Annotated in this window: 12 protein-coding genes; 8 read left to right on the top strand and 4 right to left on the bottom strand. The window is 64.6% G+C overall.

Features of this window, described 5'->3' with window-relative positions:
* Nucleotides 1-159 precede the first annotated feature (159 nt).
* Complete coding sequence (locus tag ACELLULO517_RS11780; RefSeq protein WP_227307558.1) at nt 160-522, top strand: FKBP-type peptidyl-prolyl cis-trans isomerase; 363 nt, start codon at nt 160-162, stop codon at nt 520-522.
* A 372-nt stretch (nt 523-894) separates the two neighbouring features.
* Here the strand turns inward: ACELLULO517_RS11780 and ACELLULO517_RS11785 are convergent, their stop codons facing one another.
* A complete protein-coding gene (locus tag ACELLULO517_RS11785) occupies nt 895-1,551 on the bottom strand; it encodes an isochorismatase family cysteine hydrolase (RefSeq protein WP_227307559.1) in 657 nt (218 codons plus the stop codon).
* 12 nt (nt 1,552-1,563) lie between these two features.
* Nucleotides 1,564-2,871 carry a glutamine synthetase family protein gene (locus ACELLULO517_RS11790; protein WP_227307560.1) on the bottom strand — a complete coding sequence of 436 codons (1,308 nt, stop codon included), beginning with the start codon at nt 2,869-2,871 and terminating at the stop codon, nt 1,564-1,566.
* Between the two features lie 131 nt (nt 2,872-3,002).
* Here ACELLULO517_RS11790 and ACELLULO517_RS11795 point away from each other — a divergent pair, with 131 nt between their 5' ends.
* Nucleotides 3,003-3,233 carry a dodecin gene (locus ACELLULO517_RS11795; protein WP_227307561.1) on the top strand — a complete coding sequence of 77 codons (231 nt, stop codon included), beginning with the start codon at nt 3,003-3,005 and terminating at the stop codon, nt 3,231-3,233.
* Nucleotides 3,234-3,371: 138 nt separating this feature from the next.
* Nucleotides 3,372-5,243, top strand: coding sequence for a dihydroxy-acid dehydratase (gene ilvD / locus ACELLULO517_RS11800; protein WP_227307562.1), 1,872 nt, complete (start codon nt 3,372-3,374; stop codon nt 5,241-5,243).
* A gap of 21 nt (nt 5,244-5,264) precedes the next feature.
* Here ilvD and ppk2 read toward each other — a convergent pair whose 3' ends face one another.
* On the bottom strand, nt 5,265-6,107 hold the full coding sequence (gene ppk2, locus ACELLULO517_RS11805) for a polyphosphate kinase 2 (RefSeq protein ID WP_227307563.1): 843 nt from the start codon (nt 6,105-6,107) through the stop codon (nt 5,265-5,267).
* Nucleotides 6,108-6,415: 308 nt separating this feature from the next.
* On the opposite strand from ppk2, the gene ahpC reads away from it, so the two are divergent.
* The 5 genes from ahpC (at nt 6,416) to xylB (ending at nt 12,519) form a co-directional block, all read left to right on the top strand.
* Nucleotides 6,416-6,982, top strand: a complete 567-nt coding sequence (gene ahpC / locus ACELLULO517_RS11810; RefSeq protein WP_227307564.1) for an alkyl hydroperoxide reductase subunit C — start codon at nt 6,416-6,418, stop codon at nt 6,980-6,982.
* A gap of 99 nt (nt 6,983-7,081) precedes the next feature.
* Nucleotides 7,082-8,662: an alkyl hydroperoxide reductase subunit F gene (gene ahpF, locus ACELLULO517_RS11815; protein ID WP_227307565.1), complete on the top strand. Its 1,581-nt coding sequence runs from the start codon at nt 7,082-7,084 to the stop codon at nt 8,660-8,662.
* 110 nt (nt 8,663-8,772) lie between these two features.
* Nucleotides 8,773-9,717, top strand: a complete 945-nt coding sequence (locus ACELLULO517_RS11820) for a LysR substrate-binding domain-containing protein (RefSeq protein ID WP_227307566.1) — start codon at nt 8,773-8,775, stop codon at nt 9,715-9,717.
* Nucleotides 9,718-9,790: 73 nt separating this feature from the next.
* Nucleotides 9,791-11,044, top strand: a complete 1,254-nt coding sequence (locus ACELLULO517_RS11825) for a DNA polymerase IV (protein ID WP_227307567.1) — start codon at nt 9,791-9,793, stop codon at nt 11,042-11,044.
* Nucleotides 11,041-12,519, top strand: a complete 1,479-nt coding sequence (xylB, locus tag ACELLULO517_RS11830; protein ID WP_227307568.1) for a xylulokinase — start codon at nt 11,041-11,043, stop codon at nt 12,517-12,519. Before ACELLULO517_RS11825 ends, xylB begins: the two co-directional genes overlap by 4 nt.
* Before the next feature lie 121 nt (nt 12,520-12,640).
* On the opposite strand, the gene ACELLULO517_RS11835 is transcribed toward xylB, so the two are convergent.
* The gene (locus ACELLULO517_RS11835) at nt 12,641-13,708 is read right to left on the bottom strand and encodes a WD40 repeat domain-containing protein (RefSeq protein ID WP_227307569.1); all 1,068 of its coding nucleotides are present in this window, start codon (nt 13,706-13,708) and stop codon (nt 12,641-12,643) included.
* Nucleotides 13,709-13,710: the final 2 nt, after the last annotated feature.

The raw sequence follows: 13,710 nt of genomic DNA on the forward strand, positions 1-13,710 counted from the left end.
GCATGGCGGAAACGATGCCGGAGCGCTACTCGTCCCCCGCGCGGTCCGTCTGCGCAAGTCTCCCTTCCACCGAAGCCGATTGTCTGGCACGGCTGGCGCACTACCCTAACCAGGCGCTGCGGCAACTGCTGCCGCCGCCGCCAGCATGGAGTTTCGACTATGGCAGACGAATTCATGACCCTGCATCCGGGCCTGCGCTACCGCGACGATGTCGTGGGGGATGGCGCGCAACCGACCCAGGGCCAGAAAGTCACGGTCCATTACACGGGCTGGCTGGATAATGACGGTGCGCCGGGCAAGAAGTTCGACAGCTCGCGCGATCGCGGCCAGCCCTTCCAGTTCACGCTCGGCGTGCAGCAGGTGATTTCAGGCTGGGATCTCGGTGTCGCATCGATGCGCATCGGCGGCCGGCGCACTTTGTTCCTGGCGCCCCAGCACGGCTATGGCGCACGCGGCGCCGGCGGCGTCATCCCGCCGAACGCCTCGCTGATCTTTGACGTCGAGCTTCTCGGCGTCGGCTAACCTCCGTCAGGCTTCGATAGATAATTGGTCATCCCCGGACTTGTTCCGGGGACCCACCCTTGCGTGCAGGCAAGCGGCCGTCTGGGCGCCAAAACGGGTAGACCCGCGGCACAGGGCCGCGGGCGACGGATTGGGGGCCAGCTAAACCCCGCGGACTCTAGAGTCTGTCAGGTTTTAATAGATAATTTGTCATCCGCGCACTTGTTGCGCGGACCTACCCGCCGCGGCGCCCAGCCGGCCGATTGCTTGCTCCGCCGGGTAGATGCGCGGGTCGGGGTGCGGCCGGCTAGGCCCGCGCACGACAGATTTAGTGGCGTTTCCAACTAAACCCAATGGCCTCTAACCTCTCAAACCGTCCGGATCGCCCATCATTCAGGCGCCGGCCAAAGCCGCGATCTCCGCGACCAGGGCAGCCGTCGTCACCTGACGGCAATAGCCTTTGTTATTCGCGAGCGACGTCTCATGCCGCAGCGGGCTTTGCGTGACGCAGGCATCCGTCGGCAAAGTCACCAGATAGCCGAGGTCGCAGGCGTCGCGCACGGCGGAATCGACGCATTGATCGGTCAAGGCACCGACGATGATCAGGTAACGAATACCCAGATTGCGCAGCACATAATCGATATTGGTCGAGATGAAGACCGAGGATGAGGTTTTCGGAATGATGATCTCATCCGGCCCCGGCTTCAGCGCATCCAGCACCTGCGCGTCGCGGGAGCCTTTGGGGCAAAACAACCCGCTGATCTTGTAGTCCAGCCCCATATCGCGGCCATCCTGCGTCAGGCTTTCGATGACCGTGTACAGGACCTCGATACCCGCCGTCCGGCAGGCCCTTTGCAGGCGCTGCATATTCGGGATGCCCCGGCTTTCCATCTCCCGGAAGAAATAGCCGTATTTGCGCTCGATCTCGGCGGGGTCGAGACCGATATACTCGCCGCCGCCCGGCATGGTGTAATTCTGCGCATCGATGAGCAGCAGCGCGGTCTCATCCGCCACCACCGGCACATTGCGGCTCAGCTGGAAGTCTTTCATCACGCTTTATCCTCAATAAATCGCTGCATAGCGGTCGCAGATATCGGACGGTTCCAGCTCATCCAGCGCATGGATCTCGGATCGTTTGAATTCGAGATAGGCGGAAAGCAGCGTTTCGCCGAACCAGTCCTTCGCTGCCGTGGTCGCTTCCAGCAGATCCAAGGCTTCGTCCAGCGAGCGGGGCAGGGTGCGGATACCCGCTTCCGCCCGCGCGGCTTCCGACATCTGCCAGAAGTCTGAGCGCTCGGCCGGCAGTGTCATATTCTGCCTGATACCGTCGAGACCGGCATGAACAATGGCGCCGAGCGCCATATAGGGGCAGGCGCTGGCGTCGCCGACCCGGAACTCGATATTGAACTGGCTGTCGGCCTTATCCTCGGCACCCGGGAAAATGGGCGCCACCCGCAACGCGGCGCCGCGATCCTGAACGCCCAGGAAAGCCCAGACCGGCGCCCAGCGATTGGGCTGCAACCGATAGTACGACGCGACGGAGGGCGTAGTCACCGCCGTCAGCGCCGGCAGATGATGCAGCACGCCGGCCAGGAACGGCGCCATGCGCGGGGAGATGCCGTAGGGGGCGGACGGATCGCGGGAGACGGGCCTGCCGTCCTGGTTCCACAGACTGAAATGGATATGCGTGCCGCTGCCGACGCCGTCCGGCGCCATCACAGGGGCCAAGGTCACGCGATGGCCGCTGCGCTCGGCGACCGCGCGCAGGATTTCGCGGGTAATGACGGCCTCATCGGCGATCCGCATGCCGAAGGTCGGCTTCACCGTCACCTCGAACTGGCGGGGCGCATATTCCGGCAGGAAACTGTCCGGGGTTATGCCCGCCGCGCGCAATGCGCCGACCACGCTCTCACCGAATATGCCCTGACGGCGGAAGGAACTGAGCGAATAGGCATCGCCCGGCCGGTCCTCGATCCCGAGATGCACGAATTCCTGCTCGAAGGCGCCTTTCAGCTGCAAGCCGGTCTCCGCCTCCAGGGCCGCGAGGCCACGGCGCAGGAAATCACGCGGGCAGCAGGACCAGGGCGCGCCGTCCAGCGCCTGCAGATCGGCGATATAGAAGCGCTCCGCCGCCGCGCCGTCGAAAGGCACCAACACGCCGGTCGAAGGGTCAGGCTTCATCACCAGATCGCCGACCGTGCCGAAGGGGGAGGAAAGGATGCTGCCGAAGGCTGAAATCATGATGTTGGAGCCGGTCATGCCCATGCCCTGCGCCAGGCGCTGCTCCAGCTCGACCGCCGGGAAGGCCTTGCCGCGCACCAGCCCGGCCAGATCGCAAATACCAACGAAAACCAGTTCTTCCTGATGCAAGGCCCGCCTCCCTTTCTGCTTTTGCCGATGATGGAACGAGAGGGCAGGGGCGGTAAAGCCGGCCATCCGGTGCTTGAGCTTTCGCCGGCGCCACCAACATGACGCTGCGAGACAACAACCGGAGAAATCCCATGACCGACCATGTGTACAGGCTGATCGAAGTCGTCGGCTCCTCGCCCGCCAGCGTCGAAGACGCCATTCAATCCGCCATCGCCAAGGCATCCAAGACCATCCGCCATATCCGCTGGTTCGAAGTCATCGAGACGCGCGGACAGGTGGAGGACGGCAAGGTCGCCTATTATCAGGTGACGCTGAAGGTCGGCTTTTCACTTGAGGACGAAGAGGTGAGCCTGCGGCCTTGAACGCGCGGCAGCGTCTCAAGCTCTGAGCAGAGACCAGAAATTCCAAGACGGCAGGCCAGATGGGTCGCAAAATAATGCCGAAGGGCGTATTTTAGTCACGAATGGCAATGTGACGCCGCAGCAGTTAAGGATTGCGCTATGCCCGCCTATCGCTCTCGCACCTCCACCCATGGCCGCAACATGGCCGGCGCCCGTGCGCTGTGGCGCGCGACGGGTATGGGCGACGGCGATTTCGGCAAGCCGATTATCGCCATTGCCAATTCCTTCACGCAGTTCGTACCCGGCCATGTCCATCTCAAGGATCTCGGCCAGCTCGTCGCCGGGGAAGTGCAGAAGGCCGGTGGTGTCGCCAAGGAATTCAACACCATCGCGGTCGATGACGGCATCGCCATGGGCCATGCCGGCATGCTCTACAGCTTGCCCTCGCGGGAGTTGATCGCCGACGCGGTGGAATACATGGTTCAGGCCCATTGCGCCGATGCGCTGGTCTGCATCTCCAACTGCGACAAGATCACGCCCGGCATGCTGATGGCCGCGATGCGGCTGAATATCCCGGCGATCTTCGTCTCCGGCGGCCCCATGGAAGCCGGCAAGATCAAGGCTGACGGCACCGGCGGTGCGGCGGTCGAGAAGCGCGCCGACCTCATCACCGCCATGGTCGCCGCCGCCGATCCGCATGTGTCGGACGCCGATGCCGAAGTGCAGGAACGCTCGGCTTGCCCCACCTGCGGCTCCTGCTCCGGCATGTTCACGGCCAATTCCATGAACTGCCTGACGGAAGCGCTGGGCCTGTCGCTGCCCGGCAATGGCAGCCTGCTCGCGACCCATGCCGATCGCCGCAAGCTGTTTGTGGAAGCCGGCTGGACCATCGTCGATCTCGCCCGCCGCTGGTACGAGCAGGATGACGCTTCGGCCCTGCCGCGCAATATCGCGAGCTTCCAGGCTTTCGAGAATGCGATGTCGCTCGATATCGCCATGGGCGGCTCGACCAATACGGTCTTGCATCTGCTCGCCGCAGCGCAGGAAGCCGAAATCCCCTTCACCATGGCCGATATCGACCGGTTGTCGCGCCGCGTGCCCAACCTCTGCAAGGTCTCGCCTTCGGTGATGAGCGTCCATATGGAGGATGTGCATCGCGCTGGCGGCATCATGGCGCTGCTGTCCGAGCTGAGCCGCGCGGGCCTCATCCATACGGACCTGCCGACAGTCCATAGCGCGACCATGGGTGCCGCGCTGGCGCAGTGGGATGTTGTGGGTGCGGACCCGGACAGCACGGCCGGCGTGCTTTATCGCGCGGCCCCCGGCGGCGTGCGCACGGTGGAAGCCTTCAGCCAGGAACGCCGCTTCGCGGAACTGGACACCGACCGTGAGAAGGGCGTGATCCGCAATATCGAGAACGCCTTCAGCAAGGATGGCGGTCTGGCCGTGCTCTTCGGCAATATCGCCATAGAAGGGGCGATCGTGAAGACCGCCGGGGTTGACGCTTCAAACCTCGTCTTCTCGGGTCCCGCCCATATCTTCGAAAGCCAGGATGACGCGGTCGCCGGCATTCTGGGTGACGAGGTCAAGGCCGGCGAGGTCGTGCTGATCCGCTACGAAGGCCCCAAGGGCGGGCCGGGCATGCAGGAGATGCTGTACCCCACCAGCTATCTGAAGTCGAAGGGCCTCGGCAAGGCTTGCGCGCTCATCACCGACGGTCGCTTCTCCGGCGGCACGGCGGGGCTTTCCATCGGCCATATGTCTCCGGAAGCGGCCGAGGGCGGTGCCGTCGGTCTGGTGCAGAACGGCGATATCATCGAGATCGATATCCCCAACCGCATCCTGCGCGTGGCGCTGACGGATGAGGAACTGGGCCTGCGCCGCATCGCGATGGAGGCCAAAGGCGCTGCCGGCTGGAAGCCGGAAAACCGGCAGCGCGTGGTTTCCCCCGCGCTGCGGGCCTATGCGGCCATGACGACCAGCGCGTCGCGCGGCGCCATCCGCGACGTCTCCCAGGTCGAGCGGCGCTAACCAAGATTTCGCGGAGCGGGCCTATTCGACCGGATAGGTCTGCTCCGCGATAAACTTGAACGGATAGTCCGGGTCGACATAGCCGTGCGGCTTCTGCCGGTCCGGCAATTCGACCTTCGATTGCGGCAATTCCTCGTAAGGGATATGCCGCAGGAGATGCGAGATGGTGTTCAGCCGCCCGCGTTTCTTGTCATCGGACCGGACAACGAACCAAGGCGCCCAGGGCGTATCGGTCGCGGCAAACATATCGTCCCTGGCGCGCGAGTAATCGTACCAATGCGCATAGGACTTCAGGTCCATCGGTGACAGTTTCCAGGTTTTGCGACCGTCGCTGATCCGGGCCTTAAGCCGCCGCTCCTGCTCCGCCTCACCGACCTCCAGCCAGTATTTGATCAGGATGATGCCGGATTCGATCATGGATTTTTCCATGCCGGGCAGGGTCTCCAGAAAGCGCTTGGAGACGTCTTCGCTGCAGAACCCCATGACGCGCTCGACACCGGCCCGATTGTACCAGCTGCGATCGAAGATCACGACCTCACCACCGGCCGGCAGGTGAGGCAAATAGCGCTGCACATACATCTGTGTCTTCTCGCGCTCGGTCGGCGCGGGAAGGGCGACGACCCGAAACACGCGGGGGCTGACCCGTTCCGTCAGCGCCTTGATGGTGCCGCCCTTGCCGGCGGCATCCCGGCCTTCAAAGACGATGCAGACTTTCAGCTTATGATGCACGACCCATTGCTGGAGTTTGACGAGTTCGACGTGAAGCCGTTCCAGCTCTCGCGCATAGACCTTGCCGGGAAGCTTACTCGCCTTCTCCGTCTCAGGTGCCGCACGCTCGTCCTGGTGCTTGGATTGCTTGCTCATCGGCTCCCCCCGTTTTTTATGATCGGTTTTGCGTGAATTATGACGTGCCAGGCAGGCGTCGGGTGCTGCTCTGGCCCTTGTCTTCGTCCTGTCACAATGACCTGAAGACGCGAAGCCGTCCAGAATCGCTTTCGCATCCTTCAGGGATTTCTGAATTCTATCAATAATTTAGCAAATCATCTGTGCTGCATCGCAGCGAATGATAGATAAAATCTATCAATCCACACGTATTTATCTATTTGGTAGATATGGTGCATCGCAGTATGCTCCTTCACGGCGGTACTCGCACTGAGCCAGAAGGAAAGCGCATGTCGATCAACGTTAATTCCAAAATTAAGCCCTTCACGACCCAGGCCTATAAGCAGGGCAAGTTCATCGAGGTCTCCGAGCAGGACGTCCTCGGCAGCTGGGCCGTGTTTTTCTTCTACCCGGCCGACTTCACCTTCGTCTGCCCGACCGAACTCGGCGATGTCGCCGATCATTACGAAGAACTGCGTAAGATGGACGTCGAGGTCTACTCCGTTTCCACCGACACGCATTTCGTTCACAAGGCTTGGCACGACACGTCCGACACCATCGGCAAGATCCAGTACACCATGCTGGGCGACCCCTCCGGCGCCGTCACCAACAACTTCGGCGTGATGCGTGAAGGCATGGGCCTTGCCGACCGCGCGACCTTCATCGTCGATCCGGACGGTATCGTGCAGTCCGTGGAAATCACCGCCGAGGGCATTGGCCGCAATGCGAAGGAACTCCTCCGCAAGATCAAGGCCGCCCAGTATGTCGCAGCCCATCCGGGCGAAGTCTGCCCCGCGAAGTGGGAAGAGGGCGAACTGACGCTCGCCCCCTCGCTCGACCTCGTCGGCAAGATCTGAGGCTAGCCTCATCTGACGATCGCCGCCTGTTCCTTCGAGAGCGGGCGGCGCCTTCCCTGATTTGCCTTGCCCTCTCCTTTAGCCGTCGGAGTTCATCCCGTGCTGGATGCCAATCTGAAGACACAGCTCAAGGCCTATCTGGAGCGGGTTGTCCGTCCCATCCAGATCAAGGCTTCCGTCAACGACAGCCCCAAATCCCGCGACATGATGGAGCTTCTGCATGAATTGCAGGAAGCCTCCTCCAAAATTTCCTTGTCCGAATCCCATGATGATGGCGAGCGCGCTCCGTCTTTCGCGCTGACGACACCGGGACAGGATATCGGCCTGCGCTTCGCGGGCCTGCCCATGGGGCATGAATTCACCTCCCTCGTCCTCGCCCTCCTCCAGGTCGGCGGCCATCCGTCCAAGCTTGAGACGGCGATGATCGCGCAGGTCAAAGACCTCGACGGCGATTTCACCTTCGAGACCTATTTCTCCCTCTCCTGCCAGAACTGCCCGGATGTGGTGCAGGCGCTGAACCTGATGGCGGTGCTAAACCCGAAGATCCGCCATACGGCGATCGACGGCGCGCTGTTCCAGCAGGAAGTCGATGCGCGTCAGGTCATGTCCGTGCCGACCATCTTCCTGAACGGCCAGGTTTTCGGCCAGGGCCGCATGGGCGTGGAAGAGATCGTCGCCAAGCTCGACACCGGTGCCGCCGGCCGTGAAGCGAAGAAGCTCTCCGCCGAAGCGCCGTTCGAGGTGCTGATCGTCGGTGGCGGTCCCGCCGGGGCGGCGGCCGCCGTCTATGCCGCGCGCAAGGGCATCCGCACCGGTGTCGCGGCCGAGCGTTTCGGCGGTCAGGTCATGGACACGATGGGGATCGAGAATTTCATCTCCGTCCCGCATACCGAAGGTCCGAAACTCGCCCAGGCGCTTGAGACGCATGTGCGTGAGAATGACGTCAAGATCATGAACCTTCAGAAGGCGGCCGAGCTGAACCGCGAGGGCGATCACTTCGCCGTCCATATGGAAAGCGGCGCGGTGCTGAAAGCCAGGACCGTCATTCTGTCGACCGGTGCGCGCTGGCGCCAGATGGGCGTGCCCGGCGAGGACATCTATCGCAACAAGGGCGTCGCCTATTGCCCGCATTGCGACGGCCCGCTGTTCAAGGGCAAGCGCGTCGCGGTCATCGGTGGCGGCAATTCCGGTGTCGAGGCCGCCATCGACCTCGCCGGCATCGTGAAGCATGTCACGCTGATCGAATTCGACACCAAGCTGCGCGCGGATGCCGTGCTGCAGCGCAAGCTGCACAGCCTGCCGAACGTCACCGTTCTCGTCTCCGCCCGCAGCACGGAAGTGAAGGGCGACGGCCAGAAGGTTTCAGGCCTCGTCTATGAAAATCGCGTGACCGGTGAGCATCACACGATCGAGTTGGAAGGCATCTTCGTCCAGATCGGCCTGCTGCCGAATACGGACTGGCTGAAGGGTACGCTTGACCTGTCGCCGCGCGGTGAAATCGTCATCGACGGGCACGGCCAGACCTCTCTGCCCGGCGTCTTCGCGGCTGGTGATTGCACAACGATTCCGTACAAGCAGATCATCATCGCAGCCGGGGAGGGCGCCAAGGCCTCGCTCTCGGCCTTCGATTACCTGATCCGCTCCTCGGTTCCCGAGACGGAAGAAGCGAAGGCCGCTTGAGCGGCTATCCTAAATCGTCGCCCGCGGGCTCGTCCCGCGGGTCTAACCGTCCGGGCGCCGCGATGGGTCGGTCCGCGCAACACGTGCGCGGATGACGGTTTGAGAGATCGATGAACCTCCGCGACCTGCAATATCTGGTCGCGCTCGCCGACCAGCGGAATTTCCGCCGGGCGGCGGAGCTTTGCCTGGTCAGCCAGCCCACGCTCTCGACCCAGATCCGCAAGCTGGAAGACGAACTCGGCGTCACCTTGATTGAGCGGTCACCCCGCAATGTCATGCTGACACCTGCGGGGCAGGATATCACGGCCCGCGCGCGACGTATTCTGAATGAGGCCGCCGCTATCAAGGATGCGGCCAAGCGCATGAGCGCGCCGGAATCCGGCGTGCTGCGCCTCGGCATTTTCCCGACGCTCGGCCCCTATCTGCTGCCGCATGTCATGTCCGGCATCAAACAGCGCTTCCCGCATCTGGAACTGTTCCTGACGGAGGAGAAAAGCGACCCGCTGCTGGAACGCCTGCAAAGCGGCAAGCTCGACGCTGTCATCCTCGCCTTGCCGGTGCATGACGCGCAGTTGCAGAGCGAGCTTTTGTTCGAAGAGCCCTTTCTGCTCGCCGTGCCGAACAATCATGATCTGGCGGCGCGGCAGACCATCCGCATCGCCGAACTCGCCAACTATAATCTGCTCCTTCTGGAAGACGGCCATTGCCTGCGCGATCAGGCGCTGGCCGTCTGCGATACCTCGGGCTCGCGCGAAACCACGGGCTTCCGCGCGACCAGCCTTGAGACTTTGCGCCAGATGGTCATGGCCGGCATCGGCATGACGCTGATCCCGGCGCTGGCCGCCCACGGCATGGCCGCGCCGCATGCGCGGCCGGTGCATCTTCTGGCTTTCGAGGGTGCCAATCCCAGCCGCCGCATCGCGCTGGTCTGGCGGAAAACCTCTGCCGTCGAACCGCTGTTGCAGGAACTGGCCGCCGCCTTCCGCAGCCTGCTGCCGGACAGCCTGCTGGATGCCCGCGCATTGGCCACAATCCCCGCGCTCGCCGCGGTCTGACTGTCTGGCGTCTGACTTTCTGGCATCGCGGGGCCAGGCCGGCTAGATTGGCGCATACGGAGCCGACCGCGCCATGCCCACCCTGTGCCGATCCTGCGACGCCATCAGCGAAGAACCGCACCGCATCTGCAAGGCCTGCGGATCGCGGCGCCTGATCAGCCATCCCGAACTTTTCACCCTCACCATCGCCCATATCGATTGCGACGCTTTCTATGCGAGCGTCGAGAAGCGCGATCATCCGGACCTTGCCAGCCGCCCGCTGATCATCGGTGGCGCCCATCGCGGCGTCGTCAGCACGGCCTGCTATATCGCGCGGCTTTCGGGCGTGCGCTCGGCCATGCCCATGTTCAAGGCGCTGAAACTCTGCCCGGACGCCGTCGTCATGAGGCCGGAAATGGCGAAATACGTTCATGAATCCCGCCGCATCCGCGCGCTGATGGCGGATATGACCCCGCTGGTGCAGCCGCTGTCGATCGACGAAGCGGCACTCGACCTCGCCGGCACCGAAGCCCTGCATCGCGCGCCGCCGGCCGTCATGCTGGCCCGCCTCGCCCGCCGGGTGGAGGCCGAGATCGGCGTCACCATCTCGATCGGGCTTTCTCATAACCGGCTGCTGGCGAAACTCGCCGCCGAGCGCGACAAGCCGCGCGGCTTCTCGGTCATCGGCGCGGAGGCCGCACAGCTTCTCGCGAACGAGCCGGTCAGTCTTCTGCCCGGCATCGGCCCCGCCGCGACGACCCGGCTGACGGGTATCGGTTTCACGCGCCTGGCCCAGCTTCAGGCGCTCGACGTCGCGACCGCCTATCGCCTGCTCGGGCCGGACGGCCCGGCGCTCTGCCGCCGTGCGCGGGGCGAGGATGACCGCCGCGTCGAGCCGGTGCGGGAAACGAAATCGATCAGCGCCGAGACGACCTTCGACACGGATATCCGGACCCTGCCGGAGCTGGAGAGGATCCTGTGGCAGATCGCCGAAAAGCTGGCCCGGCGGCTGCGCCGGGAAGAATTCGCGGCCGGCGGCATCACGCTGAAGCTCAAGACCAGCGAGCATAAGCTGCGCACCCGCAGCCTGCGCCTCGCGGTGCCGACCGCCTTGCCGGATCTGCTCTACGCGGCCGGCCGCTCTCTTCTCGCGCGGGAAATCGACGGCACGGCCTTTCGCCTGCTCGGCCTCGGCGCGCAGCCGCTGCGCGCCGTGCAGGACGCGGACCCGGTCGATCTCGCCGACCCCGATTCCGAGCGGCGGGTCGCTCGCCAGCAGGCGCTGAACCGGCTACGAGACAAGTTCGGTACGGGCATCATCGGACGCGGACGAGGCTTCACCCCATGACTTGCTACCTGGGCATCGATCTCGGCACCTCTGCCGTCAAAGCCATTATCGTTGACGAGCGGGAGGCCGTTCTCGCCTCTGTCTCCATCCCCGTGCCGGCGCCCAAGCATCCCATGCCCCATGCTTCCGAACAGGAGCCGGACAGTTGGTGGCAAGCCGTGGAAGCCGTGCTGGATCAGCTCGCTGCCGGTCATCCGGACCTCATGGGCCGCGTGCGCGGTATCGGCCTCAGCGGCCAGATGCATGGGCTTTGCCTGCTGGATGCCGAAGACAGGCCGGTTCGTCCCGCCATGCTGTGGAATGACGGTCGCGCTGAGGCGGAGGCGGAGGCGTTGCAGGCCGAGGGCGAGGACCTTGCCCGCATGCTCGGCGTCCCGGCCATGGCGGGTCTCACCGCGCCCAAAATTCTCTGGCTGCAGAAGCATGAGCCTGAAGTGCTCGGGCGCGCGCGCCGCCTGCTGCTGCCCAAGGATTACGTTCGCCTGCATCTGACCGGCAATTACGTGACCGACGTCACGGACGCCGCCGGCACCTGGCTGCTGGACGAGGCGCAACGTGGGTGGAGCGACGCTGCCATCCGTCGCATCGGGCTGGACGCGGCCCTGCTGCCGCCGGTCGTCGAAAGCCCGGCCGATACCGGCACGCTGCGACCGGAGATCGCACATCGCTTCCGCATGTCGCCTGGCACCGTGGTCGCGGGCGGGGCAGGGGATACGCTCGCGGGCGGCCTCGGCATCGGCGTGGTCGAGAATGGCAGCAGCTTCGTGGCGCTCGGCACCTCCGGCCAGGTCTTCGTCGCGACCGATGACTACCGGCCGGCCCCGGCGCAGGTGGTCCATAGCTTCTGCCACTGCCTGCCCGGCCGGTGGAGTGCCATGGCCGCCGTGCTCAATGGCGCCAGCGCGCTCGCGACCATGGCCCGGCTTGGCGCGGCCTCGGATATCGCGGCCCTTTTGGAAGAGGTCGAGGCGGGGTTCACCGGTCCCAGTCCGATCCTGTTCCTGCCTTACCTGACCGGGGAGCGCAGCCCGCATAACGATCCCTGGGCACGCGGCGTGCTTTTCGGCCTGACGCCGGACAGCAATCGCGCGGCGATGATCCAGGCGGTGTTGGAGGGTGTCGCCTTCAGCCTCGCCGATGGTGTCGCGGCGCTGAATTCGGCCGGCATTTCGGTGGGCGAGGCCGGGTTCATCGGCGGCGGCGCCCGCAGCCGGTTCTGGGCCCGCATCATCGCCTCGGCCACGGGCCTCACGCTCAACCGCTTTGCCGACGGCGCCCATGGTGCGGCTTTCGGGGCCGCGCGGCTCGGCCGCATGGCGGCGGGTGATGGGCTGGTTTCGACCCAACCCGCGATCGTCGAAACCATCGCGCCGGACGCCGATCTGCGCGACGCCTATCAGCCAAGGCTGGAGGCCTACCGCAGCCTCTACCGCACCCTGAAGCCGGAATTCCGGCGGGAGAAGGGGGCCGTTTAGGAGCTACCTTTTTGTGTCGCCCGCGGCTGCATGCCGCGGGTCTACCCGTTCCGGCGCCCAAACAGCCGCTTGCCTGCACAGACGGGTAGATGCGCGGAACAAGTCCGCGCACGACGCTCAATCAGCGCTTCGAGAGATCGACCACGCCGGCATAGCCATGCTCGGTGCCGAAGGCGAGATGGCTGCCGCTGTCATTCCAGGCCAGCGCCGTCACCGCGCCATTGCCTGGCGCCGCGACGGGCAGGATGCGCTGGGATTCGATATCGGCCAGCACCACGCGGCCATCGGCGAAACCGGCCGCCACCATGTCCGAGCGCGGATTGAACAGCACGCGGCTGACGATAACATTCGCACCACCCCCCAGTTCCACCGGCGGCTTGCCCATCGGGCCACCGCCGAAGAAGGGCCAGACCACAATCGTATCGGCGCCGGACGAGGCCAGCCAGCGGCCGGAGCGCGAGAAGGAGATCGATTCCGGCTTGGTCGGATAGCCGCTCATGCGCATGTGCTGGCTATCGGTCAGCCGCCAGCCGTGCAGCGCATTCTCCTGCATGCTGGTGACGACGGATTCGCCGTCCGGGTGAAGGGCGACGCCGATATGGCTGCCCTTCCATTCCAGCCGGCGCGGCGCATCGGTCTTGGCGGCGACGAACCACAGGCTGGCGCCGCTGTAATGCGAAGCCGCGATCCGCTTGCCGCGATTGTCGAAGCTGATGCCGGTGACGGTGGAGGGATGCTCCAGCACCTTCAGCTTCTGGCCCCGCGCGTCGAACAGGTGAACCTGCTTACCCGCCGTGCAGGCCAGGATCGGCACATCCTTGTCGCGGCCACGGCCGGGGGCGAAGGTCGCCACATGGTCCACCCATTTGGAGCCGAGGTCAGCGAGCGTCACCGCCTCGCCGTCCGGCTTCACGCGGCGGAAATCGCCGTCGTCCCCGCCGGTGATGACGGCACCGGGCAGGACGTCCGCGGCCAGGCCCAGCACGGCACCCTCATGCACCAGGGCGCTGGTCCATGCGGCTTCCGCGTCGGTGACCGGCGCGAAATGGACGGACCCGTCTCCCAGCCCGAAGGAGACGAAAGCGCCGCCGCGATCGAAGGCGATCTGCACGACATAGGCATCAAGGGCACGATGGAAGCCGCGCGTCTCGACCAGGTTTTCGCGGGTCGGGGATTGAGCAGATGACATAA

Origin of the sequence: Acidisoma cellulosilyticum (assembly GCF_020621385.1) — a bacterium.
Taxonomy (GTDB): domain Bacteria; phylum Pseudomonadota; class Alphaproteobacteria; order Acetobacterales; family Acetobacteraceae; genus Acidisoma; species Acidisoma cellulosilyticum.

Excerpts from the sequence above, each read along its gene's own strand:
- ahpC (WP_227307564.1), top strand. The coding sequence starts at position 6,416 with ATGTCGATCAACGTTAATTCCAAAATTAAGCCCTTCACGACCCAGGCC.
- xylB (WP_227307568.1), top strand. The coding sequence starts at position 11,041 with ATGACTTGCTACCTGGGCATCGATCTCGGCACCTCTGCCGTCAAAGCC.
- ACELLULO517_RS11825 (WP_227307567.1), top strand. The coding sequence starts at position 9,791 with ATGCCCACCCTGTGCCGATCCTGCGACGCCATCAGCGAAGAACCGCAC.
- ACELLULO517_RS11835 (WP_227307569.1), bottom strand. The coding sequence starts at position 13,708 with ATGTCATCTGCTCAATCCCCGACCCGCGAAAACCTGGTCGAGACGCGC.
- ppk2 (WP_227307563.1), bottom strand. The coding sequence starts at position 6,107 with ATGAGCAAGCAATCCAAGCACCAGGACGAGCGTGCGGCACCTGAGACG.
- ilvD (WP_227307562.1), top strand. The coding sequence starts at position 3,372 with ATGCCCGCCTATCGCTCTCGCACCTCCACCCATGGCCGCAACATGGCC.
- ACELLULO517_RS11785 (WP_227307559.1), bottom strand. The coding sequence starts at position 1,551 with ATGAAAGACTTCCAGCTGAGCCGCAATGTGCCGGTGGTGGCGGATGAG.
- ACELLULO517_RS11820 (WP_227307566.1), top strand. The coding sequence starts at position 8,773 with ATGAACCTCCGCGACCTGCAATATCTGGTCGCGCTCGCCGACCAGCGG.
- ACELLULO517_RS11795 (WP_227307561.1), top strand. The coding sequence starts at position 3,003 with ATGACCGACCATGTGTACAGGCTGATCGAAGTCGTCGGCTCCTCGCCC.
- ACELLULO517_RS11780 (WP_227307558.1), top strand. The coding sequence starts at position 160 with ATGGCAGACGAATTCATGACCCTGCATCCGGGCCTGCGCTACCGCGAC.